24 protein-coding genes and 1 tRNA gene are annotated in these 25,569 nt (G+C 63.5%); 14 read left to right on the top strand and 11 right to left on the bottom strand.

Going from position 1 to position 25,569, the window contains the following annotated elements; genetic code table 11:
* Positions 1 to 63 precede the first annotated feature (63 nt).
* From KC8_RS01710 to KC8_RS01720, 3 genes are all read right to left on the bottom strand, one after another.
* On the bottom strand, positions 64 to 1,140 hold the full coding sequence (locus KC8_RS01710; RefSeq protein ID WP_029624238.1) for a branched-chain amino acid aminotransferase: 1,077 nt from the start codon (positions 1,138 to 1,140) through the stop codon (positions 64 to 66).
* Positions 1,141 to 1,722: 582 nt separating this feature from the next.
* Entirely contained in the window at positions 1,723 to 2,124 is a 402-nt protein-coding gene (locus KC8_RS01715) for an SMI1/KNR4 family protein (RefSeq protein WP_010123328.1), read from the bottom strand.
* An 18-nt stretch (positions 2,125 to 2,142) separates the two neighbouring features.
* A tRNA-Ser gene (locus tag KC8_RS01720) sits at positions 2,143 to 2,232 on the bottom strand.
* Positions 2,233 to 2,512: 280 nt separating this feature from the next.
* On the opposite strand from KC8_RS01720, the gene KC8_RS01725 reads away from it, so the two are divergent.
* From KC8_RS01725 to KC8_RS01765, 9 genes are read left to right on the top strand one after another with little or no spacing between them, the layout of a single operon-like run.
* Complete coding sequence (locus KC8_RS01725) at positions 2,513 to 3,601, top strand: lytic murein transglycosylase (RefSeq protein ID WP_010123327.1); 1,089 nt, start codon at positions 2,513 to 2,515, stop codon at positions 3,599 to 3,601.
* Entirely contained in the window at positions 3,585 to 4,298 is a 714-nt protein-coding gene (locus tag KC8_RS01730) for a septal ring lytic transglycosylase RlpA family protein (RefSeq protein WP_010123326.1), read from the top strand. The genes KC8_RS01725 and KC8_RS01730 overlap by 17 nt, the downstream gene beginning before the upstream one ends.
* A 24-nt stretch (positions 4,299 to 4,322) precedes the next feature.
* Entirely contained in the window at positions 4,323 to 5,498 is a 1,176-nt protein-coding gene (locus tag KC8_RS01735) for a D-alanyl-D-alanine carboxypeptidase family protein (protein ID WP_010123324.1), read from the top strand.
* 8 nt (positions 5,499 to 5,506) lie between these two features.
* Positions 5,507 to 6,133: a dTMP kinase gene (gene tmk / locus KC8_RS01740; protein ID WP_010123323.1), complete on the top strand. Its 627-nt coding sequence runs from the start codon at positions 5,507 to 5,509 to the stop codon at positions 6,131 to 6,133.
* A gap of 2 nt (positions 6,134 to 6,135) precedes the next feature.
* The gene (locus KC8_RS01745; RefSeq protein ID WP_029624237.1) at positions 6,136 to 7,122 is read left to right on the top strand and encodes a DNA polymerase III subunit delta'; all 987 of its coding nucleotides are present in this window, start codon (positions 6,136 to 6,138) and stop codon (positions 7,120 to 7,122) included.
* 4 nt (positions 7,123 to 7,126) lie between these two features.
* On the top strand, positions 7,127 to 8,686 hold the full coding sequence (metG, locus tag KC8_RS01750; protein ID WP_010123320.1) for a methionine--tRNA ligase: 1,560 nt from the start codon (positions 7,127 to 7,129) through the stop codon (positions 8,684 to 8,686).
* Complete coding sequence (locus tag KC8_RS01755) at positions 8,686 to 9,462, top strand: TatD family hydrolase (RefSeq protein WP_010123318.1); 777 nt, start codon at positions 8,686 to 8,688, stop codon at positions 9,460 to 9,462. The genes metG and KC8_RS01755 overlap by 1 nt, the downstream gene beginning before the upstream one ends.
* Before the next feature lie 10 nt (positions 9,463 to 9,472).
* Positions 9,473 to 10,237, top strand: coding sequence for an MBL fold metallo-hydrolase (locus tag KC8_RS01760; RefSeq protein WP_029624236.1), 765 nt, complete (start codon positions 9,473 to 9,475; stop codon positions 10,235 to 10,237).
* Positions 10,234 to 10,815 carry a retropepsin-like aspartic protease family protein gene (locus tag KC8_RS01765; protein WP_010123316.1) on the top strand — a complete coding sequence of 194 codons (582 nt, stop codon included), beginning with the start codon at positions 10,234 to 10,236 and terminating at the stop codon, positions 10,813 to 10,815. The genes KC8_RS01760 and KC8_RS01765 overlap by 4 nt, the downstream gene beginning before the upstream one ends.
* Here KC8_RS01765 and KC8_RS01770 read toward each other — a convergent pair.
* From KC8_RS01770 to KC8_RS01795, 6 genes are all read right to left on the bottom strand, one after another.
* The gene (locus KC8_RS01770; protein ID WP_010123315.1) at positions 10,805 to 11,329 is read right to left on the bottom strand and encodes a nuclear transport factor 2 family protein; all 525 of its coding nucleotides are present in this window, start codon (positions 11,327 to 11,329) and stop codon (positions 10,805 to 10,807) included. The genes KC8_RS01765 and KC8_RS01770 overlap by 11 nt on opposite strands.
* Before the next feature lie 63 nt (positions 11,330 to 11,392).
* Entirely contained in the window at positions 11,393 to 12,049 is a 657-nt protein-coding gene (locus tag KC8_RS01775) for a DUF6975 family protein (protein WP_138956578.1), read from the bottom strand.
* A 202-nt stretch (positions 12,050 to 12,251) separates the two neighbouring features.
* On the bottom strand, positions 12,252 to 14,270 hold the full coding sequence (gene rpoD / locus KC8_RS01780; protein WP_010123312.1) for an RNA polymerase sigma factor RpoD: 2,019 nt from the start codon (positions 14,268 to 14,270) through the stop codon (positions 12,252 to 12,254).
* Between the two features lie 15 nt (positions 14,271 to 14,285).
* On the bottom strand, positions 14,286 to 16,142 hold the full coding sequence (dnaG, locus tag KC8_RS01785) for a DNA primase (protein ID WP_010123311.1): 1,857 nt from the start codon (positions 16,140 to 16,142) through the stop codon (positions 14,286 to 14,288).
* The gene (locus tag KC8_RS01790) at positions 16,139 to 16,456 is read right to left on the bottom strand and encodes a GIY-YIG nuclease family protein (protein WP_010123310.1); all 318 of its coding nucleotides are present in this window, start codon (positions 16,454 to 16,456) and stop codon (positions 16,139 to 16,141) included. The genes dnaG and KC8_RS01790 overlap by 4 nt, the downstream gene beginning before the upstream one ends.
* Positions 16,457 to 16,618: 162 nt before the next feature.
* Positions 16,619 to 17,071 (bottom strand): GatB/YqeY domain-containing protein, encoded by a 453-nt coding sequence (locus tag KC8_RS01795; protein ID WP_010123309.1) that lies wholly within the window; start codon positions 17,069 to 17,071, stop codon positions 16,619 to 16,621.
* Between the two features lie 134 nt (positions 17,072 to 17,205).
* Here KC8_RS01795 and carA point away from each other — a divergent pair, with 134 nt between their 5' ends.
* The 5 genes from carA to KC8_RS01820 all read left to right on the top strand — a co-directional run bounded on the left by carA (position 17,206) and on the right by KC8_RS01820 (position 23,302).
* Positions 17,206 to 18,375, top strand: a complete 1,170-nt coding sequence (carA, locus tag KC8_RS01800) for a glutamine-hydrolyzing carbamoyl-phosphate synthase small subunit (RefSeq protein WP_010123308.1) — start codon at positions 17,206 to 17,208, stop codon at positions 18,373 to 18,375.
* On the top strand, positions 18,372 to 18,734 hold the full coding sequence (locus tag KC8_RS01805; RefSeq protein ID WP_010123307.1) for a ribonuclease E inhibitor RraB: 363 nt from the start codon (positions 18,372 to 18,374) through the stop codon (positions 18,732 to 18,734). Before carA ends, KC8_RS01805 begins: the two co-directional genes overlap by 4 nt.
* Positions 18,734 to 22,066, top strand: a complete 3,333-nt coding sequence (gene carB, locus KC8_RS01810) for a carbamoyl-phosphate synthase large subunit (protein WP_010123306.1) — start codon at positions 18,734 to 18,736, stop codon at positions 22,064 to 22,066. Before KC8_RS01805 ends, carB begins: the two co-directional genes overlap by 1 nt.
* An 82-nt stretch (positions 22,067 to 22,148) precedes the next feature.
* Positions 22,149 to 22,625: a transcription elongation factor GreA gene (gene greA, locus KC8_RS01815; RefSeq protein ID WP_010123304.1), complete on the top strand. Its 477-nt coding sequence runs from the start codon at positions 22,149 to 22,151 to the stop codon at positions 22,623 to 22,625.
* 11 nt (positions 22,626 to 22,636) lie between these two features.
* Positions 22,637 to 23,302 (top strand): rhomboid family intramembrane serine protease, encoded by a 666-nt coding sequence (locus tag KC8_RS01820; protein ID WP_010123302.1) that lies wholly within the window; start codon positions 22,637 to 22,639, stop codon positions 23,300 to 23,302.
* A 47-nt stretch (positions 23,303 to 23,349) separates the two neighbouring features.
* On the opposite strand, the gene KC8_RS01825 is transcribed toward KC8_RS01820, so the two are convergent.
* On the bottom strand, positions 23,350 to 24,576 hold the full coding sequence (locus KC8_RS01825; protein WP_010123301.1) for a dihydroorotase: 1,227 nt from the start codon (positions 24,574 to 24,576) through the stop codon (positions 23,350 to 23,352).
* Complete coding sequence (locus KC8_RS01830; RefSeq protein WP_010123299.1) at positions 24,567 to 25,529, bottom strand: aspartate carbamoyltransferase catalytic subunit; 963 nt, start codon at positions 25,527 to 25,529, stop codon at positions 24,567 to 24,569. Before KC8_RS01830 ends, KC8_RS01825 begins: the two co-directional genes overlap by 10 nt.
* Between the last annotated feature and the right edge of the window lie 40 nt (positions 25,530 to 25,569).

Here is a 25,569-nt window from a genome sequence, read left to right on the forward strand (position 1 = left end):
AGGCCGGGAATATATCCTATTCCCGGCCTCAGCCATTTTTCCGATCATGATGGTATGGCCGGCTTACCGCAGGCGGTGCAGCCAGCCGGCCTGGTCCGGCACGGTTCCCCGCTGGATCCCGACCAGTTCGTCGCGCAGGCGGCTGGTGACGGGGCCGGTGCCGGCATCGGCGATCTGGAAGCTGCCGCCTTCGAAACGCACTTCGCCGATTGCGGCGACGACGGCGGCGGTGCCGCAGGCAAATGTTTCGCGCACCCGGCCGCTTGCGGCATCGGCGCGCCAGCTTTCAAAGGAATAAGGCTGTTCGACAACCGTAAGACCGGCCTGCCGTGCCAGCGCGATGATCGAATTGCGGGTGATTCCGGGCAGAATGGTGCCGCCCAGCGGCGGGGTGAGCAGGCTGCCATCGTCCATGACGAAGAAGATGTTCATTCCGCCCAGTTCTTCGATCCAGCGATGTTCCGCGGCGTCGAGGAACACGACCTGATCGCATCCATGGCGCGATGCTTCGGCTTGCGCGATCAGGCTGGCGGCATAGTTGCCACCGCATTTCGCAGCACCCGTGCCGCCCGATGCTGCGCGGGTATAGGAATCCGACACCCACACCGTCACCGGTTTGGCGCCGCCCTTGAAATAGGCGCCCACCGGGCAGGCGATGACACAGAAGATATATTCGGCGGCCGGGCGAACCCCCAGAAATGCTTCGCTCGCGAACATGAACGGGCGCAGATAGAGGCTGCCTTCGCCGTCCGGAATCCAATCCCGGTCGATCTGCACAAGGGCTTCCACCGCTTCCAGGAACAGATTTTCAGGCAGGCGCGGCATGGCCATGCGATCGGCGGATTCGGCGAAGCGCCGTGCATTTTCTTCCGGACGGAACAGGGTGATCTGGCCGTCCTGCGTCCGATAGGCTTTCATGCCTTCGAAGATTTCCTGGCTGTAATGCAAGACCGCGCAAGCCGGATCGAGCTGAAAGGGCGCACGCGCCGCTACCTTGCCGTCGTGCCAGCCAAGATCCGCGGTCCACTTCAACGTCACCATATGATCGGTGAAGATACGGCCAAAGCCCGGATTCTCCAGGAGTGCCGCACGCTGATCAGGCGACATTGGCGATGAATGAGGGATCACGGCGAAAGTCATTTGCGGTTTCCTGCGAGAATTGGCACTTGGACAGACGGATTCGAAAGCTCGGTTCTGGGTCTGCGCTAAGCGCAGTCGACGCGGGATGACTTCGCCGCTGAAATGCGGCGCGTCAAGAACGCCGGCGACAGATTTGACGCCATGTGGCGTTTAATCCCGATCAGAAGTGTCAAGCGGCAACAACAGCCGCAATGGCAGGCATCCGCGCCCTTCAACGCCGCATCAAGCGGATTGAGGAAGCGGAGAAGCCGCGACCGTCCCCGTTCACACTCCTGTTCGGTGCGTTTGCCGATGCCGCGTATGCAGACGTGATGGCGGGCACGCTGGCAGGGGACTTTCTACTGATCCTCGATCATCTCCGCGAGTGGGATGAGGGCGGGCGTATGGGCGCTGGCATATGCTCGCTGACGGTGCCTGTCAGCGCCAGCATAAGGTTGCGCGAGGCTTTGTCGCCTTCACCCGCGCCGAGGACCAGCGGACGGTCCCTCGTTAATCGAACATCCGCAGCAGCGGGGGTAGGCTACACTCCTTCCGCCTTGACGCTGCGCAACGCCTCGCGCCTTCAGGTGCGAGGCGTTGCAGTTACTCTTTGCCAATCAGATCAACGAACGCTTCGAAATCGTTTGCAATATGGCGAACACTCTCTTTGAGATCGATGTTCGTCATATCAAACGACACCACCGGAGCCGAGGTTGGCTCTCGCAAGTCGATTGCAACGGCCTCGCCCCCACTATTCCCTCCCACAACAAATAGGTTTGGGAAGAACTCTTTGAAGGTGCCATCTCGCTCAATCTGGGCAATTTCCGCAGCAGGATATAGGCAGAACCATAGTGGTTGAACCGGCAAAGGACCTTCGCCTCCATCCGTGACCCGCAAAAGTTCAATGAGGCGGATGGGAATTCCGGTAGGTGAAACGCTCGCCAGCAGGTCCAGCGATTCAGGCGAAGCGCCCTCGACTTTGCTCCAATCGCGCCCGTCCAGCATATCTTTCTACCTCAGTAATGGCGGAAGAGGTGGGATTCGAACCCACGGACGGGTTGCCCCGTCGCCGGTTTTCAAGACCGGTTCCTTAAACCACTCGGACACTCTTCCATGCCGTTTCACGGGCGGCAGCTTATGGCAGGCATATGCGCGAATATGTCACCGCAACCGACCGACTACTAACCCCTTATAACCACACTCCCAATTCAGCGCCGCGCCGACAAGACCGGGTAGCTTCAAGGCTACGGCCATCGACCACTTTGCCACCCTTGCGGCGGGGGTGCTTATCTCCGCGTGCGGCCTTTCGTGCAAGAGGCGGGATATCTTTGTTGCGAAGGGGATTCACCATTGCCTCTGGCTGTGGCAGGTTTAGGCCGGTAAGGGGTTTTGCATGCGTATTTCGTTCGGGGCCTTGGCGATTGCCACCGTCCTTTTGGTTTCACCCGGCGCCGGGCCAGCGCAGACCAGCGGATCGGCGGGGGCGGCCCAGCCAGTCGCTGCGGCCGCGCCGGTCGATCAGAATCAGGCGTTTCAGGCTTTCCTGCGGTCGATTCGTCCGCGCGCGCTGGCGGCGGGCGTGCGGCCGGCGACGTTTGATGGTGCGGTGGATGGGCTGACCTTCAATTCGCGCGTGATCCAGCTGGATCGTGCCCAGCCGGGCGGCAATCCGAACGCGCCGGCATCGGCGATCCCGAATTTCGCGCCGTACAAGGCGCGTCATGTCGACGCGGACCGAATCAATCGCGGGCGCAAACGGTATCAGGATCTGCGCCCCAAGCTTGCCCGGATCGAGGCGGATACGGGGGTTCCCGAAGCGATCATGATGGCGATCTATGGCCATGAAACCGGTTATGGCACCTATGTCGGCGATTACGATCTCATCCGGTCGCTTGCCAGCCTCGCTTATGACGGCCGTCGCCGCGAATTGTTCACCGCCGAACTGATCGCGACGTTGCAACTGCTCGATCGCGGCATTCCGCGCGCCCAGTTGAAGGGGAGTTGGGCCGGCGCCACGGGGTATCCGCAATTTCTGCCGAGCATGTACATGCGGCTGGCCGTCGATGGTGACGGTGATGGCCGGGTCAATATCTGGACCAGCGAGGCCGATGCGCTGGCGTCGATCGGCAACTATCTGGTCCATGCCGGCTGGAAACCGAACATTCCCTGGGGCGTGGCGGTGCGCGTGCCGGCGACGCTGGATCGCGGCGCATTGCGTGCCTTGACGAAATCGCCGCGCTGCCCGCGTGTCCATGATCGCCATAGCCGCTGGTTGACCATGGCCGAATGGAAGGCGCTGGGCGTCACCATCACCGGCGGGCCGGCACCAGCCGACACGGAGCTGGCGACCTTGCTGGAACCCGATGGCCCGGCAGCGACGGCCTATCTGCTGACCGGCAATTACCGCGCGATCCTCGATTATAATTGTTCCAATTTCTATGCGCTGTCCGTGGGGTTGCTCGCCGATGAAGTGGCGCGCTGAACTGGCGGTGCTGGCCGCAGCGGGCTTGTTGTCCGCCTGCGCCTCCACCCGGCCGCCGGGCGATGGCATCGTCAAGATCGGAAAGCCCTATGTGGTGGGCGGGCGCACCTATGTGCCGCGCGACGACCGGTCTTATGATGCGACGGGTTTGGCGTCCTGGTACGGGGGCGGGCATCATGGCCGCACCACCGCCAATGGCGAAAAATTCGATATGAACGCGATCAGCGCCGCGCACCCGACCTTGCCGATGCCGTCTTATGCGGAGGTGACGGCGCTGGATACGGGCCGCAAGGTCATCGTGCGGATCAACGATCGCGGGCCGTTTGCCAGCGGGCGGATCATCGATCTGTCGCGTGCGGCGGCGCGTCAGTTGGGCACCGAGAAAGCGGGTGTCGTGCGGGTGCGGGTTCGGCGGGTCTACCCTGATGGCAAGGCCCGCGACGAAGGGCCGGCCAGGACGGTCGCGGCCAGGCAATTGCCAAGTTTCATTCAGATTGCCGCTTTCGCCGATGTGGACGAGGCCGATCGCCTGGTTGCAGCCGTGCGTGATGTGGCGGCGGCCGGCGTCACGCCCGGCGATAATCTCTATCGCGTTCGTTTAGGCCCGTTCGCCGATGAAAAAGCCGCGCGCTCGGCGCTGGCGGAGGTGCGTCGGCGCGGCTATCACGATGCGCAAATCACTTCCGCCCGTCCCTGAATGTCCAGCCCTGGAATGAGACCGATGCACCCTCGTATCCTGCTTGCCGCATCCGCCGCGATGATCCTTGCCGTTGCCGCGCCCGCTGCCGCGCCGCCCTTCGAAACGGCGGCGCCGGTGGCGTATATGAAGGACCTGTCTTCGGGCGCGGTGCTGTACGCCAAGGATGCCGATCGCCGGATGCCGCCGGCGTCGATGGCCAAGATGATGACCGTTTATGTTGCCTTCGATCTGATCAAGAAGGGCGAACTGAAACTCGATCAGATGATCACGGTGCGGCCCGAAACCTGGCGGCAATGGCATGGCCCGTCGGCGGGGTCGACGATGTTCCTGTCGCCCGGCGAACAGGTGAGCGTGCAGAATCTGCTCCACGGCATCGTCACGCTTTCGGGCAATGACGCCTGCGTGGTGCTGGCCGAAGGGATTGCGGGGACGGAACCGGCCTTCGTCGCGCTGATGAACCAGCGCGCCAAGGAACTGGGCCTGTCCAATTCGAATTTCGGCACGTCGAACGGCTGGCCGGATGGCGGCGTCACCTATGTCACCGCGCACGATCTGGGTGAACTGGCGACGCGGACGATCCAGGATTTCCCTGATCTCTACAAGGCGTTCTACAGCCAGAAGGAATTCACGTGGGGCAAGACGATGGGTGCGGGCGCGGCCATCACACAGCAGAATCGCGATCCCTTGCTCGGCCGGGTGTCTGGCGCCGATGGTCTCAAGACCGGCCACACCGAAGAAGCGGGTTATGGCTTTACCGGGTCTGCCGAACAAAATGGCCGCCGTCTTGTGATGGTCGTCGCCGGGCTCACCAGTTCGAACCAGCGGATCGAACAGTCGGTGGCGTTCATGGATTGGGGTTTCCGGGCGTGGAAGGCCGTGCCGCTCGTCGCCAAGGGCAAGAAAGTGCAGACGGCCGAAGTGCAGTTGGGCGATGTCCGCAGCGTCGGCCTCGTTGCGCCGCGTGATCTGGCCGTCACCGTGCCGGCCGGGATCAGCGGCAATATGAAGGTCACGGTGGTCTATAACGGCCCGATCAAGGCGCCGATCAAGGCAGGGCAGCACATCGCCGATCTCGTCGTGCAGACGGGCGATACGCCGCCGCAGCGCATGCCACTGGTGGCTGAAACGGCGGTCGATGCGGCCGGATTCTTCGATCGTATCGCGGCCGGCTTCCGCTGGCTGTTCGGTATGGCCTGATCCTGGCGATGGTGGCGCGGGGGCATTTCATCAGCCTCGAAGGCGGGGAAGGAGTCGGCAAGTCGACGCAGGTGCGCGCGCTTGCCGCCGCTCTGCGCGCGCGCGGTCATGACGTCGTCGAAACCCGTGAACCGGGCGGCAGCGCCGGGGCCGAAGCGATCCGCGCATTGCTGCTGGATGGTGACGCCAGCCGGTGGACGCCGGGTGCGGAAGCCCTGCTGTTCGCGGCGGCGCGGGCGGATCATGTCGCCAAGACGATCCGGCCTGCGATCGATGCCGGGAAATGGGTGTTGAGCGATCGCTTCCTCGATAGCTCGCTGGCCTATCAGGGCGGTGCGGACGGCATTGGTGAAGCGGTGATCCGTCAGCTTCATCAGGTCGGCAGTGATGGCCTGATGCCCGATCGCACCTTGTTGCTGGCGCTGCCCGAGGCGGAGGCCGCCGCGCGTGCCGCCGCGCGCGATCGCGACGGGGCCGATCGATTCGGTGCGCGGGACGCGGCTTATCATCACCGTGTCGCCGCCGCATTCGCCGCGCTTGCCGTGGCCGATCCGGCGCGTTGCCGGGTTGTCGATGCGTCCGGTGCCGCGGATGACGTCACCGCGCGGTTGCTGGCCGCACTGGACGGCCTGTGAGCCTGACCCCGCTCGGCCACCGTGATGCGATCGCCACCTTTCGCGAGGCGATGGGGCTTGGTCGGTTGCACCACGCCTGGCTCCTTGTCGGTCCGCAGGGTGTGGGCAAGGCGATGTTCGCAGCTGCCGCCGCGGCACGCTATCTGGCCGAAGCCGCCGGGCCACCACCGGGCGGGCAGGGGCTGGATGTGGCCGATGATCATCCGACGGCCCGGTTGATCGCGGCCGGCAGCCACCCCGATATCCGCCAGCTCGCCCGCCTGCCGCGCGACAAGAGCAATGATCTCGCGCGCAACATCTCGATCGATCAGGTGCGCGCGCTCCAGCCATTCTTCGCGGTGACACCCAGCCTGTCGCCGCGCCGCGTCGTCATCATCGATGCGATCGACGATCTCGAACGCCCGGCGGCCAACGCCCTCCTCAAAAATCTGGAGGAGCCGCCCGCCGACACCCTGTTCCTGCTGGTCAGCCATGCGCCCGGCCGGCTGCTGCCGACGATCCGGTCGCGCTGCCGCATGCTGCGATTCGCGCCGCTGGATGATGCGGACATGGGGGTAGCGTTGCGGCGCCTGCTTCCCGAATCGCCAATGTCCGAAATTGCGGCGCTGGTGGAAAGCGGCGGTGGCGCGCCGGGCCGGGCGCTGCGATTTGCCGGGCTGGATATTGCGGGCCTTGATGCCGCTTTTGCAGCCCTTGCGCGCGACGGGGATCCGTCGAACAGCCGACGGGTCGCACTGGCGAAATCACTGGCGCTGAAGGCCGCCCAGCCGCGCTACGAGGTGTTTCTGGAACGTCTGCCCAGCTTCATCGCGGCGCAGGCGCGCACCCGGAATGGCGCTGCGCTGGCGGGGGCGATCGAACTTTGGGAAAAGGCGCGGGTGCTGGCCGAAGGCGCGGTGCGCCTGTCGCTTGATCCGCAGACGACGGCTTTTGAACTCGCTGGTCTCGTCGCGGCGCTTGCCCCGGGGGCTGACCGCGCTAAAGCCTGAGCGCATGGCCGAACCCTTCTATATCACCACCGCGATCTCCTACCCCAATGGCCGCCCGCACATCGGGCATGCTTATGAGGTGATCGCCACCGATTCCATCGCACGCTTCCAGCGCCTTTCGGGGCGCGACGTGTTCTTCATGACGGGCACCGACGAACATGGCCTGAAGATGGATCAGGCAGCCCGCGCCCGGGGCATTTCCCCGCGCGAGCTTGCCGATGAAATGTCATCCTATTTCAAGGAAATGACATCCGTCTTTAACATTTCAAACGATCGCTTCATTCGCACGTCGGAACCGGCGCATTATGCCGCCAGCCAGGCATTGTGGCGGGCGATGGTCGCCAGGGGCGATATCTATGCCGGCCGTTACGAAGGTTGGTATTCGGTCCGCGACGAAGCCTATTATGATGAAAAGGAACTGGTTGCCGGCGAAGACGGGCAAAAGCTGTCGCCGCAGGGCACGCCCGTCGAATGGACGGTCGAGGAAAGCTGGTTCTTCCGCCTGTCGGCTTATGCCGATCGCCTGATCGCGCATTATGAAGCGAATCCCGATTTCATCCGACCGGAAAGCCGTCGCAACGAAATTCTGAGTTTCGTGAAGGGCGGGCTGTCCGACCTGTCGATTTCGCGCACCAGTTTCGATTGGGGCGTGCCGGTGCCGGATGCACCGGGCCATGTGATGTATGTCTGGGTCGATGCCCTGACCAATTATCTGACAGGCGTTGGATATCCAGATAATACAGAATCTTATCAGAAATACTGGCCAGCCGATCTGCACATTATCGGCAAGGATATCGTCCGTTTCCATACGGTTTATTGGCCGGCTTTCCTGATGTCCGCCGATCTGCCCTTGCCCAAACAGGTGTTTGGCCACGGCTTCCTGCTCAACCGCGGCGAAAAGATGTCGAAGTCGCTCGGCAACGTTGTCGATCCGGTTGAAATGGCGCGCACTTATGGCGTCGATCAGATGCGCTATTTCCTGCTGCGCGAAGTGAGCTTCGGCCAGGACGGATCGTACAGCCATGAAGCGATCGTGACGCGCTCGAACGCGGATCTCGCCAATGGCCTGGGTAATCTTGCCCAGCGCTGCCTGTCGATCATCGCCAAGAATTGCGGCGGGATCGTGCCGGGTACAGCCGCGCCGGCCGCCGTTCTCGACGCGCCGGCATTGATGGCACGGCTGAACGAGGCGATGACGGGTCTGGCGATCCACCGCGCGCTTGAAATCATCTGGGAAGGTGTGGCCGAAGCGAACCGCTATTTCGCCGACAATGCGCCGTGGGCGCTGCGTAAGACCGATCCGGAGGCCGCCGACGCGATCCTCCATGCCACGGCTGAAGCCATCCGCGTGCTTGCGATCCTCGTCCGCTGGGCGATCCCCGAAAGCGCGGACAAGCTGCTCGATCAGTTGGCGCAGCCCGCCGATGCGCGGGATTTCGCGGCGCTCGCGACGCCGATCGCGGCTGGCACTGCGCTGCCCGCACCGCAGGGTGTGTTCCCGCGTTGGGTGGAAGCGGACCCTGCCCGATCGGAAACGAAAGCCGGAGAGGGCACGATTGGCTGATGTTCGTCGATAGCCATTGTCACCTGAATTATGCCGGTCTGGTAGAGGATCAGGCCGGCACCCTTCGCCGCGCCCGCGAAGCCGGCGTCTCCACCATGCTCAACATTTCGACGCGCGAGCGCGAATGGGGCGAAATCATCGCCACGGCCGAGCGTGAGGCCGATGTCTGGGCGTCGGTGGGCATCCACCCGCATGAGGCTGATGCGCATCCGGCGGTCGATACCGCGCGGCTGGTGGGCGCGGCGGGGCACCCGCGTGTCATCGCGATTGGCGAAACCGGCCTCGATTATTATTATGATCATTCGGATCGCGATCGCCAGCGCGCCAGCTTTCGCGCGCATATCGTGGCATCCCGTGAAACCGGCTTGCCGCTGATCGTCCACACCCGTGACGCCGAGGAGGATACGGCGGCGATCCTGCGCGATGAAATGGGGCAGGGCGCCTATCCCGGCGTCATCCATTGCTTCACGGCCAGCGCCGAATTTGCCCGGACCGCGCTTGATCTGGGTTTGTATATTTCGATTTCCGGTATCGCAACGTTCAAGAATGCCAAAGACTTACAGGCCGTCGTTGCCACTATTCCCGAAGATCGTTTGCTGATCGAAACCGACGCGCCATTTCTGGCGCCGGTGCCCCATCGCGGCAAGACGTGCGAGCCGGCCTTCGTCGCCGATACCGCGCGGTTTCTCGCCCATCTGCGCGGCACCAGTGTCGAGGCGCTGGCCGAACGCACCACCGCCAATTTCTTCGATCTGTTCGCCAAGGCGCGGCGTTGAGGGCGACGGCGTGAGAGCGCGGATTCTTGGTTGCGGAACATCGTCCGGAGTGCCGCGGATCGGCCATGATTGGGGGGCATGCGATCCGGGCGAACCGCGCAACCGCCGTCGTCGCGCGTCGGTGCTGATCGAAAGCGCCACCACCCGCATCCTCGTCGATACCAGCCCCGATCTGCGCGAACAGTTGCTCGACGCCGATGTGGTGGATGTCGATGCGGTGATCTGGACCCATGACCATGCCGATCATTGCCACGGCATCGATGATCTGCGGCAGTTGTTCCATGCGCGTGGCGCGCCGGTGGCGGGTTATGCCCGGTCGTGGACATTGGCCGCCCTGCAGGCGCGCTTTGCCTATGCGTTCGAGGGCAAGGAGGGCTATCCTCCGATCGTGACCGGCCATGATCTTCCTGGTGATATGATGATCGGCGACATTCGCGTCGCTACGGTCGATCAGCCGCACGGGTCGATCACCTCGGTCGGGCTGCGGTTCGAATCCGGTGGAAAATCCATTGGCTATGCTACTGATTTCCATGCGATGATCGATGCCATGGCGGCACTGTATACCGGCCTTGATCTGTGGATCGTCGATGCGCTGCGCCGGCGCCCCCACCCGACACATCCGCATCTTGGCCAGACGCTGGGGTGGGTTGCCCAATTCGCTCCGGCCCGTGCGGTGCTGACGCATATGGATCAGTCGATGGACTATGCCGGATTGATCGCCGAACTGCCGGCCGGGGTGGCGCCGGGCTATGATGGGATGGTGGCGGTGGCATGAATGGCGATCAGGCCCTGCAGATCATCGCGACGGGCATGTGCCTGGTGCTTGTCGTCAGCGCGCTGGTTTCACGGCGCGTGCCGCTGGGCCAGACGCTGAAGATGGCTCTCGGCTGGGCTGCGATCTTTGCAGTGGCCTTGTTCGCTTATTCCTTCCGCGATGATGTGACGACCCGGCTGAATGCGGTGCTTTATCCCGAATCGGGGATGACGGAGGGGCAAACCCTGCGCATCGCGATGGCGGACGACGGCCATTTCTGGATCCGTGCTGACGTGAACGGGGTGGAAACGCGCTTCATGATCGATAGCGGCGCAACGACGACGGCGCTGTCGGCGGTGTCTGCCGCTGCTGCCGGCATCCCCGCCGATGGCTTTGAAATGTCGGTTGCGACGGCCAATGGCACGGTGATTGCGCGGCGGGGCCGGATTGGCGAACTGCGCGTGGGGCCGATCCGCCGCACCGATCTGGCCGTGATCACCGCTGCCGAATTTGGCGACATGAACGTGCTCGGCATGAATTTTCTGAGTTCGCTGCGCAGTTGGGGGGTCGAAGGGCGGACGCTTGTCCTCAAGCCCTGATCGTGCCGCCGAGGAACGCGTAGGACGCATCGTCGGGCCATTTGCCCCCAATGGCGAGGCCGGCGGCGGTTGAACCGGGCTGGTGGGGCCGTTCGTGGCTCCAGTCGATCACGCGGGTGCGGTGCGTGATGCGCCAGCCCGCGTCGGTACGGCGAAACCGATCCAGATAGCGGCCCCCGGCAATATAATCGCGGGCGTCCGCCGTGCCGGGCGCGATGACGTGGCTGTTGATCGCATAGGTTTCGCCGGTTGCCTGGTCGCCGGTGATGTCCAGCAGCCGATTGCCCATGAAATGATGGCTGACAAGCGCATGCATCGTGTTGCCGATAAAGGCCGCGAACGCGTCCGGGCCGCCACAAAACATGGCGCCATGGTCGTGGATCGCGTCGTCGGCATACAGGCTGCGCAGCAATGCCAGATCGCATCGGTCGATCGCACGGGCATAGCTGTCGATCAGGCGTGACAGAGCGATGTGGTCCGCGGTTTCGCGCAGCAGGCTATAATTGTCGGTCATGCAGGCCTTTTTTGCCGATGGCGGCAGGCTAGCGTGCAATCGGGGGAGAAGGAAGCGTCCTCGTCAGCGGCGCGCCTGTGCGCGGCATTCCAGCAAATCCCACAGGCCACGCTGTTGCACGAACATCTGCTGCGCGCCGAAGGTGATCGCGCGTTCGAGGCCGGTGCCGTTGCGGATCAGGAAGGATTCGATCGCCCCGGCGTCCGGCAGCCGGCAGGGCGTGGGATCGAGGCCAAGGCGTTCGGCGGCGAGGTCGAGTACCGTGCGGACGGCCTGCCAGTCGAGCAGCAGGGCAGCCGCGGCGCCGATCGCACAGCCGATACGTTCCGATTTCGCCAGCATTTCGATCGCGTGCTGCTGGGCCAGCATCGTGGCTTCGCATTCGGCCTGGCCGGGCGTGCTGGGCACGGGCGGGGCGGCGACGACCAGCCGGGTGAGGAGTGCGCGTTCCTCGGTGAAATTTGCGGCGGCGGAAATCATCCAGGCGGTGGCTTCGATCGGTGTGCGTTCGACGGCGAGGTCGACCAGGCCGGGCATCCGGCCATGGAGCAGGCAAAGGTGATGCACCGCATCGGCAAGATTGCGAATCGCATCTGGCCCGTCGCGAAGTTCGGATGCCGAAAGATAGGGATGGCTGGCGCTGCCCGTATCGATTGCGGCGCTCAGCAGCGTATCCGCGACGCGGTTTCGTCCCATGTCGTTGATCGCGGGAATGGGCATCATCTACTCCGAAAGCCGCGGGCTTTGCCTCCCGCGTTTCGTTGATGCCCGATCATGTATAGCAAACCGCGTAAAAGTGAGGTTGACGCCGCGTTAGGCATATCGTGATCTTGGTTAAGATACGAAACTAAGACCAGAAAGTAAAAACCCCGGCAAAGACCTGCGTCTCGCCGGGGTTTTCTGTCGGTTGGTTCTGACCGGTTTACTGGTCGAGGAAGCTGCGCATTTTGCGGCTGCGCGACGGATGTTTCAGCTTGCGCAGCGCCTTTGCTTCGATCTGGCGGATGCGTTCGCGGGTCACGCTGAACTGCTGGCCGACTTCCTCCAGCGTGTGATCGGTGTTCATGCCGATGCCGAAACGCATGCGCAGCACGCGTTCTTCACGCGGGGTGAGCGATGCCAGCACGCGGGTCACGGTTTCCTTGAGGTTGGCCTGGATCGCGGCATCCACGGGGATGATCGCGTTCTTGTCCTCGATGAAATCGCCGAGATGGCTGTCTTCCTCGTCGCCGATCGGCGTTTCAAGGCTGATCGGTTCCTTGGCGATCTTCATCACCTTGCGCACCTTTTCGAGCGGCATGGAAAGCCGCTCGGCCAGTTCTTCCGGCGTCGGCTCGCGGCCGATTTCGTGCAGGATCTGGCGGCTGGTGCGAACCAGCTTGTTGATCGTTTCGATCATGTGGACCGGGATACGGATGGTGCGCGCCTGATCGGCGATCGATCGGGTGATCGCCTGACGGATCCACCAGGTCGCATAGGTCGAAAATTTATAGCCGCGGCGATATTCGAACTTATCGACGGCCTTCATCAGGCCGATATTGCCTTCCTGAATGAGATCCAGGAACTGCAGGCCACGGTTGGTATATTTCTTGGCGATCGAAATCACGAGACGGAGATTGGCTTCCACCATTTCCTTCTTCGCGATCCGCGCCTCGCGTTCGCCCTTTTGCACCATGTTCACGATGCGGCGGAATTCGGGCAGCGACATGCCGGTCGCCTGGCCGATTTCGCTGATTTCGGCGCGAATACGTTCCACCGGGTCACGCTCGGCGGCGGCAAAGGCCGCCCATTTCTTGTCGATGCCGGCGACGCGTTCGATCCAGCCTTCTTCGGTTTCACGGCCGATATAGGCGTCGAGGAAGGATTTGCGCGGAACCTTGTGGCGTTCGGCCAGGCGCAGCATCTGTCCGCCAAGCGCCGTCAGCCGGCGATTGAACGAATATAGCTGATCGACGAGATATTCGATCTTCGCGCCGTGGAACTGGACGCTTTCCACTTCGGCGGTCAGTTCCTCGCGCAGCTTCTGATACTTCTTCTCATCGCTGTCGGGATATTCCCCGCCACCGCCCATGGCTTCGAGCCGGGCGATCTGCATCTTGTGGAATTTCTTGTAGAGGCTCGTGATGGTCGCGAACCGCTCCAGCGCCAACGGCTTGAGCTGTTCTTCCATCTGCGCGAGGCTGAGGGTGTTGTCTTCCTCTTCCTCTTCGGACGGGCGGGGCGCACGGCGCTCCGTCATGCCGTCCTCGTCCTCGTCGGCCGGGGCCTCCTCGGGCTCTTCTTCTTCCTTGAACGACGGACCGGTGGTCTGTTCGTTGATTTCTTCGCCTTCCTCCGCGCCTTCCACCTGTTCGGCGGTCGGGCCTTTGGACAGCATCGCGTCGAGATCGAGGATCTCGCGCAGCTGCATCGTGCCTTCGTTCAGCGCGGTCGACCAGTCGATGATCGCGTTGAAGGTGATCGGGCTTTCGCACAGCCCCAGGATCATGGTGTCGCGGCCGGCTTCGATGCGCTTGGCGATGGCGATTTCGCCTTCACGCGACAGAAGTTCCACCGCACCCATTTCACGCAGGTACATGCGGACGGGATCGTCGGTGCGATCGACCGTTTCCTTCTTGGTGATCTGGGTCAGGACCGGGGCGCCATCGCCCTCGTCAACGCCGACGACCTCGTCGTCGGTCTGTTCCTCGGCCTGGTCGTCCTCGCTCTGCTCTTCGTTCTCGACGACGTTGACGCCCATTTCGTTGAGCGCGGACATCACGTCTTCGATCTGATCGGTCGACATGTCGCCGACGACGCCGTTCAGTTCGTCGACCGTGATGTAGCCACGCTTCTTGGCGCGCGCGATCAGCTTCTTCAGCGAAGCTTCGTTCAGATCGATCAGCGGCGCATCGCCGCTTTCGGTCTTTTCCGCTGGTTCCGCCATGTTCGTCTTCGCCATTCGACCAACCCTAAATTACAGTCCCGCGCCGTCTTCGCCCGCCGCCAGTGCCGCCAGCGCCCGATCCGCTTCGTCTCGCGCCGCCCGAAGGCGCCGCTGTTCGGCAAAACCTGCCTCGTCGGGCGAAGCCATCAGCCTCGCCGTTACCGTCGCCAGCGCCGCATCGAGCTCCGGCCTTGCTGCCAATGCTTCGATCACCGCCGTCAGGTCGCGCTGCGCCCGCCCCGACTCGGCATTGCCGCGAAGGAAGGAAAAGGCAAGTCCGTTCGGCGCACGAAGCGCTTCTATCGCTCCTGCCAGACCCACTTGGGCCAATATGGTTCCCAATGCGTCCGAATCAAGCGCTGCGCCAGCAAAAGCGGCATCGAGCATGCTGTTGCGAACCTGCGCCAGTTCGCCATCGGTGATCGGCAGGGCGGCAATCGCCTCGGCGGCGCCCGCGATGACGGCCGGATGGCGCAACAATCCGGCGAGGACGGCACGGCTTTCCAGTGGGCCAAGCCCGCTGCTGCCGATCGATCGGGTGGCCGCTGATGGCGGCGCTTCAGGCGGTTTGCCCCGTTCGAAACGGCCCCGGCCGACGGGGCGGGGCTGGAAAGTGCGGGTAAATGCCGGGCGTTCGTACAACGCGTCGAAACGGCGGCGGAAATCGGCAAGATATTGCCCACGGACATCGCTGTGACGGATCGTCGCGGCATGATCGGCAAGGCGTTTGCGCAAGCCGGCGCGTGCTTCGGGCGTGTCGAGTGGGGCGCTGGCCAGTTCGTGGTTCCATAGCCTTTCGACCAACGGTTCGGCCGCGTCGAGCACGGTTTCCAGGGCTTTCGGGCCACCCAATCGCACCAGATCGTCGGGGTCCTGGCCGGCTGGCAGCGTGGCAAAGCGTAATGTGCGCCCCGGTTCGATCATCGGCAGCGCCCGCAATGCCGCGCGGACGGCCGCCTTCTGCCCGGCGGCGTCGCCGTCGAAGCACAGGATCGGCACTTCGGCTAGACGCCACAACCGCTCAAGCTGCCCTTCGGTCAGGGCGGTGCCGAGCGGGGCGACGGCTTCGCCGATCCCGGCCTGCGCCAGCGCGATCACGTCCATATAGCCTTCGACCACGATCACGCGGTCGGCCTTGCGCGATGCGGCGGCCGCCTTGTCGAGGTTGAAAAGGGTGCGGCCCTTGTCGAACAGGGGGGTTTCGGGCGAGTTCAGATATTTGGGTTCGCCCGCGCCGATGATGCGGCCACCGAAAGCGATCGCCCGTCCGCGCGCGTCGCGGATCGGGATCATCAACCGGCCGCGGAACCGATCATAGGGTTCCTTGTCATCGACCGAAATCAGCAGGCCGGCTTCGACCAATTTGTCGTCGCCGAAGCGGGCGAGGGCGGCTTTCAGCTTACCCCGCGAATCGGGGGAAAAGCCGATCCCGAACGCGGTGATCGTTGCGGCATCCACCCCGCGCTTGTGCAGATAGGCGCGGGCTTCCGCGCCCGCGATCCCGTGCAACTGTTCGGTGAACCAGGCCGACGCCTCGGCCATCGCCTCATGCAGGCCCGATGCGCGCTCGGCCTTTTCGGCGGACCGGGGATCGGCGGCGGGAACATCCATGCCTGCGGCGGCGGCCAGTTCCTTCACCGCATCCATGAAGGGCAGGCCCTTGTTATCCGTCAGGAACCGGATCGCATCGCCATGCGCGCCACAGCCGAAGCAATGGTAGAACGCCTTGTCGTCGTTGACGTAGAAACTCGGGCTTTTCTCGTTATGGAACGGGCAGCAGGCGCGAAACTCCCGCCCGGCGCGTTCCAGCTTCACCGATTTGCCGATCAGTGCCGACAGCAAAGTGCGCCCGCGCAGCTCGTCGAGAAATTGGGGGGAAAGGCTCAATGTTGCCCCGTCCCGTCAGAGAGAAGCGGGCGTTCGGCGGGGGGGCGAGCGTAATGGCTGACCATCGCCCAGTCACCGCGAAACAGGGCTTCCTTCTTTGCTTTGGACCAGCGTTTGATTTGCATTTCGGCTTCCAGCGCCTCGATCCGGGTCGGCAAGGTTTTCGACCACATCAATGTCACGGGAAGGCGGCGGCTGGTGAAATCGCAATGGCCGCCGTGGGCATGTTCGCTCATCCGCCGATCGAGATCGTCGGTATGTCCCGTATAATAGCGCCCGTCACTGCATTGCAGGACGTATGCCCAAAACGCCATCCAGTTCTCCGAGGCTTGGGAGAGATATTGGTAATGGGATTGTTCCCTTTTAGTCGGTTCGTGTCGAGCGCAGCCGAGACACATTGGCACAGCATTTGCGGCTCGTGTCTCGACTGCGCTCGACACGAACGGATACGCGAAGAATGGGACGGGTCGTAAGACTCAGCCCAGCGCGCCCTTCACCAGCCCGCTCGCCTTGCTCATGTCGAGCTGGCCGGCCAGGCGTTCCTTCACGGCGGCCATCACCCGGCCCATATCCTTGACCGATGTTGCGCCCAGTTCGGCGACGATTGCCGCGATCGCGGCCCGGGCGGCGTCTTCGTCCATCTGCGCGGGCAGGAAGCCTTCGATCACGGCGAGTTCGGCCTGTTCGGCGGCGGCCAGCTCGGTGCGGCCACCTTTTTCGAACATTTCGATCGATTCGCGGCGCTGCTTGGCCATCTTCTGCAGCACTTCCATCACCACCACATCGTCGTCGGACGATCCGGCGCTGGTGCGCATTTCGATGTCACGGTTTTTCAGTGCGGCCTGAATCAGCCGGATTGCTGAGGTTTTTTCGCTGTCACGGGCCTTCATCGCGGTCACGAGGGCCGCCTTAATATCGTCACGAATCATGGAGCCTCAGCGGATGTTCCGGAAAAGCGATCAGCATAGCGCTGGTGACCAGATTTTAATAGATTGACCCGCCCCGGCCACCCCCCTAGGAACCCCGCCGTTTACCCGCCGCCCCAGCAACAGGAGAGCCCGAAATGGCCGAGACCGATCACGCGCGCCCAGAAGGTGCCACTGGCGTATTGGTTCTAGCAAATGGCTCAGTCATCTGGGGCCGCGGCTTCGGCGCCGAAGGCGATGCCGTGGGCGAGGTGTGCTTCCACACGTCGATGACCGGCTATCAGGAAATCATGACCGATCCGTCCTTCGCCGGGCAGATCATCAATTTCGCTTTCCCGCATATCGGCAATGTCGGCGCGAACCCCGAAGATATCGAGGCGACCAACCCGCATGCGCTGGGGCTGATCGTTCGCGAAGATGTGACCGATCCGTCGAACTTCCGCATGACCCAGCATTTCGACGGCTGGCTGAAGGCTAATGGCCGTATCGGTCTGTCGGGCGTGGACACCCGCGCGCTCACCCGCGCGATCCGTATCGAAGGCGCGCCCAACGGCGTCATCGCGCACAATGCCAAGGGCGAGTTCGATATCGCAGCCTTGCTCGCCAAGGCGAAGGGCTGGCCGGGGCTGGAGGGCATGGACCTCGCCAGGGAAGTCTCGACGACGCAGAGCTACAAGTGGGACGACGGTCTGTGGACGCTGGGCAGCGGTTACGCCGCGCACAGCGCCAATCCGGAAGGCCCGCACGTCGTCGCGATCGACTATGGCCTCAAGCGCAACATCCTGCGCAATCTTGTCGCCGCCGGTGCGCGGGTGACGGTGGTGCCGGCAACGGCCACCTTTGACGAGGTGATGGCGCATCAGCCGGACGGCGTGTTCCTGTCGAACGGACCCGGTGATCCCGCTGCGACCGGCGCTTACGCCGTACCGGTCATTCGGGAACTGCTGAATGTCGGCAAGCCGCTGTTCGGCATCTGCCTTGGCCACCAGCTGCTCGGCCTCGCGATCGGCGCGAAGACCTACAAGATGCATCAGGGCCATCGCGGCGCGAACCATCCGGTGAAGCGGGCGGATGACGGCCGGGTGGAAATCACCAGCATGAACCACGGCTTTGCGGTCGATGCGGAAACGCTGCCGGCCAATGCGCGGACGACGCACGTCTCGTTGTTCGATGGTTCGCTCGCCGGGCTTGAACTGACCGACAAGTCGGCGTTCAGCGTGCAATATCACCCCGAAGCCAGCCCCGGCCCGCAGGACAGCCATTATCTGTTCGAAAAGTTCGTAGGCCAGCTGGAGAAGCGGGCGTGACACTCCCCCCGGTTGATCCGGCCCGGCTGGACGAGGAGTGGGAGGCCGATCAGGATGTTCTCGCCAATCTGCGCGAGAATGGCGATCGGTCTGACATTCCACGCGCCATCGACGTCAGTTTTCGCGGGCCGCCCGAGGCACTCGAACGACTGGAGGACGCCGCCGAAGAACTGGGGTTCGAGGTGATGGAGACCGAGCCGTCGGACGATGGCGAACCGTGGCTCTTTCTCCAGCGCGTGCAGACGTCCGACGCGGAAGCCATTAAAGCTCTTACGATTACCTGCTTGCAGATCGAAGCGATGTTCGGCCTTGAATATGATGGCTGGGGATGTGTCGCTCAAACCGGATTGACCAACTGATGCCCAAACGCACCGACATTAAGTCCATCCTCATCATCGGCGCGGGTCCGATCGTTATCGGCCAGGCGTGCGAGTTCGATTATTCGGGGACGCAGGCGTGCAAGGCGCTGCGCGAGGAAGGCTATCGCATCATCCTCGTCAACTCGAACCCCGCGACGATCATGACCGATCCGGACATGGCCGACGCAACCTATGTCGAACCGATCACACCGGCTGTCGTCGCCCGGATCATCGAAAAGGAGCGGCCCGATGCGGTGCTGCCCACGATGGGCGGCCAGACCGCGCTCAACACCGCGCTTGCCCTGTTCAACGACGGCACGCTGGAAAAATATGGCTGCGTGATGATTGGCGCCGATGCCGAAGCGATCGACAAGGCCGAAGACCGCCAGAAATTCCGCGAGGCGATGGACAAGATCGGACTGGAAAGCGCCCGGTCCGGCGTCGCCCATACGCTCGACGAAGCTTTGGCGCTGCTGGAACATACCGGCCTGCCGTCGATCATCCGCCCCAGCTTCACCATGGGCGGCACGGGTGGCGGCATCGCCTATAACAAGGACGAATTCGTCCAGATCGTGACGGGCGGGCTTGATGCGTCGCCGACCACCGAAGTGCTGATCGAAGAATCGCTGCTCGGCTGGAAAGAATATGAGATGGAAGTCGTCCGCGATCGGAACGACAACGCCATCATCATCTGCTCGATCGAAAATGTCGATCCGATGGGCGTCCATACGGGCGATTCCATCACCGTCGCGCCGGCGTTGACGCTGACCGACAAGGAATATCAGATCATGCGCAACGCCAGCATCGCGGTGCTGCGCGAAATCGGCGTGGAAACGGGCGGTTCGAACGTCCAGTTCGCGGTCAATCCCAAGGACGGCCGCCTGATCGTGATCGAAATGAACCCGCGTGTGTCGCGGTCGTCGGCGCTCGCCTCCAAGGCCACCGGCTTCCCGATCGCCAAGGTCGCCGCGAAGCTGGCGGTGGGCTACACGCTGGACGAAATCACCAACGATATTACCGGCGCGACGCCGGCGGCGTTCGAACCGACGATCGATTATGTCGTCACCAAGATCCCGCGCTTCGCCTTTGAAAAGTTCAAGGGCGCCGAACCGCTCCTGTCGACGGCGATGAAGTCGGTCGGCGAAGTGATGGCGATTGGCCGCAATATCCACGAATCGATGCAGAAGGCGCTTCGCGGGCTGGAAACCGGCCTGGCCGGCTTCAACTTCATCGATGCACTGGTCGGCGCCGAACGTTCGGTGATCGAGGCCGAACTCGCGCGCCCGACGCCGGATCGGCTGCTGGTGGCCGCGCAGGCGCTGCGCGAAGGGTTCACCGTCGCCGAAATCCACCGCATCGCGAAGTTCGATCCGTGGTTCATCGAACGGCTGGCCGAAATCGTCGCGGCCGAAAACCAGGTGATGGAAGCAGGGCTTCCGCGCGACGCGGCCGAATTGCGCAAGCTCAAGGCGATGGGTTTTTCGGACAAGCGTCTGGCTTATCTCGCGCTGCAATCGGCGCATCTGCGCGGCATGGAAAATGCCCACGCCCACGGTTCGGGCCTTGTCCATGACGTCGTGTCGGCGATGACCGGCGGCGTCACCGAAAAGGAGGTGCGCGCGCTGCGTCACCGTCTTGGCGTGCGCCCCGTGTTCAAGCGGATCGATACCTGCGCGGCCGAGTTCGAGGCGAAGACGCCTTATATGTACTCGACTTATGAAGCGCCCACTTTCGGCGCGCCCGAATGCGAAAGCCAGCCGTCGGATCGCAAAAAGGTCGTCATCCTCGGCGGTGGTCCCAATCGCATCGGGCAGGGGATTGAGTTCGATTATTGCTGCGTCCACGCCTGCTTTGCGCTGGCCGAGGCCGGCTATGAAACGATCATGGTCAACTGCAACCCGGAAACGGTGTCGACCGACTATGACACGTCCGATCGCCTCTATTTCGAACCGCTGACGGCCGAAGACGTGCTGGAAATCCTGCACGTTGAAATGTCCACCGGCACGCTCGCTGGCGTCATCGTCCAGTTTGGCGGGCAGACCCCGCTCAAGCTGGCGCAGGAACTGGCGGATGCGGGTGTCCCGATCCTCGGCACCAGCCCCGATGCGATCGACCTTGCCGAAGATCGCGAACGCTTTGCCGATCTTGTGGTCCGTCTTGGCCTGCGCCAGCCGCGCAACGGCATCGCCCGCAGCCGCGAAGAAGCGCTGATCGTCGCCGATCGCGTGGGTTATCCGGTGCTGATGCGGCCATCCTATGTGCTGGGCGGGCGGGCGATGGAAATCGTCGAAAATCCGGCGCAGCTTGAAACCTACATCACCACGGCGGTGAAGGTTTCGGGGGATTCGCCCGTGCTGATCGATCAGTATCTGCGCGACGCGATCGAGGTGGATGTCGATGCGATCTGCGATGGCGTCGATGTCGTCGTCACTGGCGTGATGCAGCATATCGAGGAAGCCGGCGTCCATTCGGGCGACAGCGCCTGTTCGTTGCCGCCCTATAGCCTGTCGGCGGCGATCATCGCCGAAATCGAACGGCAGACGGACGCATTGGCCCGCGCGCTCAAGGTGCGCGGCCTGATGAACATTCAGTTCGCGGTCAAGGATGACGACGTCTATCTGATCGAAGTCAATCCGCGCGCCAGCCGTACGGTGCCGTTCGTCGCCAAGGCGATCGGTTCGCCCATCGCCAAGATCGCGGCGCGGGTGATGGCTGGCGAAATGCTGGCCGATCTGCCGAAGATCGATCGCAACATCGCGCATATCGCTGTGAAGGAAGCGGTTTTCCCCTTCGCGCGTTTCCCCGGCGTCGATCCGGTGCTGTCACCGGAAATGAAGTCGACCGGCGAAGTGATGGGGATCGACAAGGATTTCGAGACCGCCTTCTTCAAGGCGCAGCTTGGCGCGGGCACGGTGCTGCCGTCGCAGGGCACGGTGTTCGTGTCGGTCAAGGATGGCGACAAGGCGGCGATCGGCCCGGCGGTCGCCCAGTTGCTTGGTCTTGGTTTCAGGATCGTGGCGACGTCGGGAACGGCCTCATATCTCAATGGCCTGGGGCTGGACGTCGAAACGGTGAACAAGGTCCAGCAGGGCCGGCCCCACATCGTGGACCGGATCAAGGACGGTGGCGTCCAGTTGATTTTCAACACCACCGAAGGTTGGCAGTCGTTGCAGGACTCGCAATCGATCCGCGGTTCCGCGCTTACCGGCAAGGTGCCGTATTTCACCACGGCGGCCGCCAGTGTGGCCGCGGCGAAGGCGATTGCTGCGCTGCAAGAACGAGACCTTGAAGTGCGGCCACTCCAATCATATTATTCAATTTCGCACGACTGATCCCCACATCGTCGATCGAAATGCGGGCGGAACCGGTTGGAACCGCCCGGGGACAAGAAATTTACTGAAGGGGTTTTCGCTGATGGCGACCGTCGAAAAGCTGCCGATGCTGGCGGTAGGCCACAAGATGCTTGAGGACGAACTTTCGCGTCTGAAGCTGGAACGGCCACAGGTGATCGACGCGATCGAAGAAGCGCGCGCGCATGGCGATCTGTCCGAAAATGCGGAATATCACGCCGCCAAGGAACGGCAGGGCCAGATCGAAGCGATGATCGCGGATATCGAAGACCGGCTGAGCCGCGCGCTGGTGATCGATCCGACCGAACTTTCGGGCGACAAGGTGGTGTTCGGGGCAACCGTCCATCTGCTCGACGAAGACGACAAGCCGGTGACCTACCAGATCGTCGGCCAGACCGAGGCGGATGCCAAGTCGGGCCGGATCTCGTATAATTCGCCGCTGGGCCGCGCCCTGATCGGCCGCAAGGTCGACGATGAAGTCGAAGTGACGGTGCCGTCGGGCGACCGTTATTATGTGGTTTCCAAGATCGAATTCATCTGAGGGCGGGACGGGTGCAGCTTCCGCCGGCGCGGGCCACGCTGACGATCTTCGGGGTAACGGTTGCCGCATGGTTGCTGGCAAGCGTGACTGGTTATGATCAGATCGCGGCCTATGCCGGGGGCTTCATCCCCGCCCGGTTCAGTGAAGGCGCGGTGCCGGACTCGCTGGAAATGGTGGTCCGTGGCATTCCGTTCGTGCCGAAGTGGTTGACGCCGCTTACCGCCACCTTGTTGCATGGCGGCTTCATCCATATCGCGTTCAATATGCTGATCATGGCCTTTTGCGGCCGTTTCGTCGAAGCGGCGATCGGCGTGCGCGGGATGGTGATCCTGTATATCGCCGGTGCTTATGTTGCCGCATTCGGCCATTATCTGGCCGGGCCGACCGAACCTTGGCCGATGATCGGCGCCAGCGGCGCGGTGTCGGCTGTGATCGGTGCTTATGCGCTGCTTTACGGTGAAAAGCGCCGGAACTTCGCCAATCGCCGGCTCAACCAGATCGCCAATGTGCTGTGGCTGGCGGGCGCGTGGGTCTTGCTCCAACTCATGGTTGGCTTTGCTTCATGGGGGGGCGGGCAGAATGGCGGCGGAATCGCGATTGCCGCGCATATCGGCGGTTTCTTCGCTGGCCTCGCGCTCGCCCAGCCGCTGCTGATGCTGCGCTACCGCCGGGCCTGAACCGGTTGAGGGCCGGGCGTTTCCGGCCCGACCCTCAGCTTTCCGATTTAGCCCAGCGCTCGCCCGCCCTTGATCGTGCGGATCACCTTGCCCTGCACCGGCAAGCCATCGAACGGCGTGTTGCCGGCCTTGGCGGCCATGCGATCGGCATCGATCCGCCAGGGCGTGTCGGGATCGACCAGGATCAGGTCCGCTTCGGCTCCCACCGCCAGCACGCCGCCGGGTAGCCCCAGCAATCTGGCGGGATTGGCCGAAAGCAGCGCGAACAGGCGCGGCAGATCGATCACTTCGTCGCGCACCAAAGTCAGCGCCAGGGTGAGCAATGTTTCAGCGCCCGCCATGCCGGGTTCGGCATCGGTGAAGGGCAGGCGCTTGGCTTCCGGTCCTTGCGGATCGTGCGCGGAACACAGGATATCGACCGTGCCGTCGCGCACCGCCTCGATCGTGGCCAGCCGGTCGCGTTCTTCGCGCAGCGGCGGCGACAGGCGGGCAAAGGTGCGGAACAGCCCGATCGCGGTGTCGGACAGCAGCAGATGCGCCGGCGTCGTCCCGCAGGTGACGCGCACGCCGCGCTTGCGGGCGGCGCGGATCAGATCGAACCCGGCGGCCGTCGTCACCTGATGGAAATGGATCCGCGCGCCGCTGTCTTCGGCCAGAACCAGATCGCGTGCGATTGCCATCGCTTCGGCGATCGCCGGGGCGGACGGCAGGCCGAGCCGGGTTGCCGTTTCACCCGCGGTGGCGACGGCGCCCGCCGTCAGCCCGGCATCTTCGGCATGGACGATCACCGGCATATCGAGGGCTGCGGCATAAGCCAGCAGGCGGTGCATCACCCCCGAATCGACGATCGCGCGCCGCCCGGTGGCAATCGCGCACGCGCCAGCGGCGCGCATCAGGCCGATTTCGGCCAGTTCCTCGCCGGCCAGCCCGCGTGTGGCGGCGGCGATCGGGTGGATCCACACGTCGGGCTTTCCCGCCGCCGCCGCCCGTTGCACCAGCGCCGGTTCATCGAGGGGTGGCGATTGATCGGGCATCAGCGCGGCACGGGTAATCCCCCCGGCCATGAAGGCGGGCAGATCGATCGCAAAGCCGCCGACGTCGACGATGCCCGGCGCGATCAGCGCGCCTTTGGCATCGATGACATCTGCATCGCCGGGTTCGATTGCGCCGATGGCCGCGATCACGCGATCACGGATCAGCACGCCCCCGACCGTCACCGTTCCGGCGGGATCGACCAGGCGGCCATTGACGATGGCAAGCGGTTTCAGTTCCATCCCGGCACTCCCCGGCGCGCGCGGGTCAACACATCAAGGCAGGCCATGCGCACGGCGACACCCATTTCCACCTGTTCGGTGATCGCGGAACGGTGGGGATCATCCGCCACCGACGATGCGATTTCCACGCCCCGGTTCATCGGGCCGGGGTGCATCACCAGCGCATCGGGCGCGGCGCGTTCCAGCCGTTCCGGGGTCAGCCCGTACAGCGCATGATATTCGCGGGGGGAGGGGACGAAGCCGCCCGCCATCCGTTCACGCTGCAGCCGCAGCATCATCACCACGTCGGCACCGTCCAGTCCGGCATCGAAATCAGTGTAAGCCTTCACGCCCATCCGTTCGATCGCGGTGGGCATCAGCGTCGGCGGCGCGATCACGCGCACTTCGGCGTTCAGCGCGGTCAGCGCCAATATGTTGGAGCGCGCGACGCGGCTGTGGAGCACATCGCCGCAGATCGCGACGCGCAAGCCATCGATCCGGCCCTTGCGGCGGCGGATGGTCAGCGCATCGAGCAGCGCCTGCGTCGGATGTTCGTGGCGGCCATCGCCGGCATTGAGCACCGGGCAATCCACCTTGTCGGCGATCAGTTGCACCGCGCCCGATGATTCGTGGCGGATGACGATCACGTCGGCGCGCATCGCGTTCAGCGTCACCGCCGTGTCGATCAGCGTTTCGCCCTTCTTCACGCTGGACTGGGCGACCTGCATGTTCACCACGTCCGCGCCCAGCCGCTTGCCGGCGATTTCGAACGACAACAGCGTGCGCGTGCTGTTTTCGAAGAAGGCGTTGATCAGGGTTAGCCCGGCCAGCCGGTCGTCATGCTTGGCGGCGGTGCCGCGGTTCATGGCGATCCATTGTTCGGCCTCATCGAGGAGAAAGGCGATCTCCCATGGTTGCAGGCCATAAATGCCCGTCAGGTGACGGTGCGGAAAGGGGTGTGAATTTGGCGGCATCGCCTCAGCGTCTAGAACCGTGGGCCGCCAATCTCAAGCG

Source organism: Sphingomonas sp. KC8 (genome assembly GCF_002151445.1).
In the GTDB taxonomy this organism is placed as follows: domain Bacteria; phylum Pseudomonadota; class Alphaproteobacteria; order Sphingomonadales; family Sphingomonadaceae; genus Sphingomonas_E.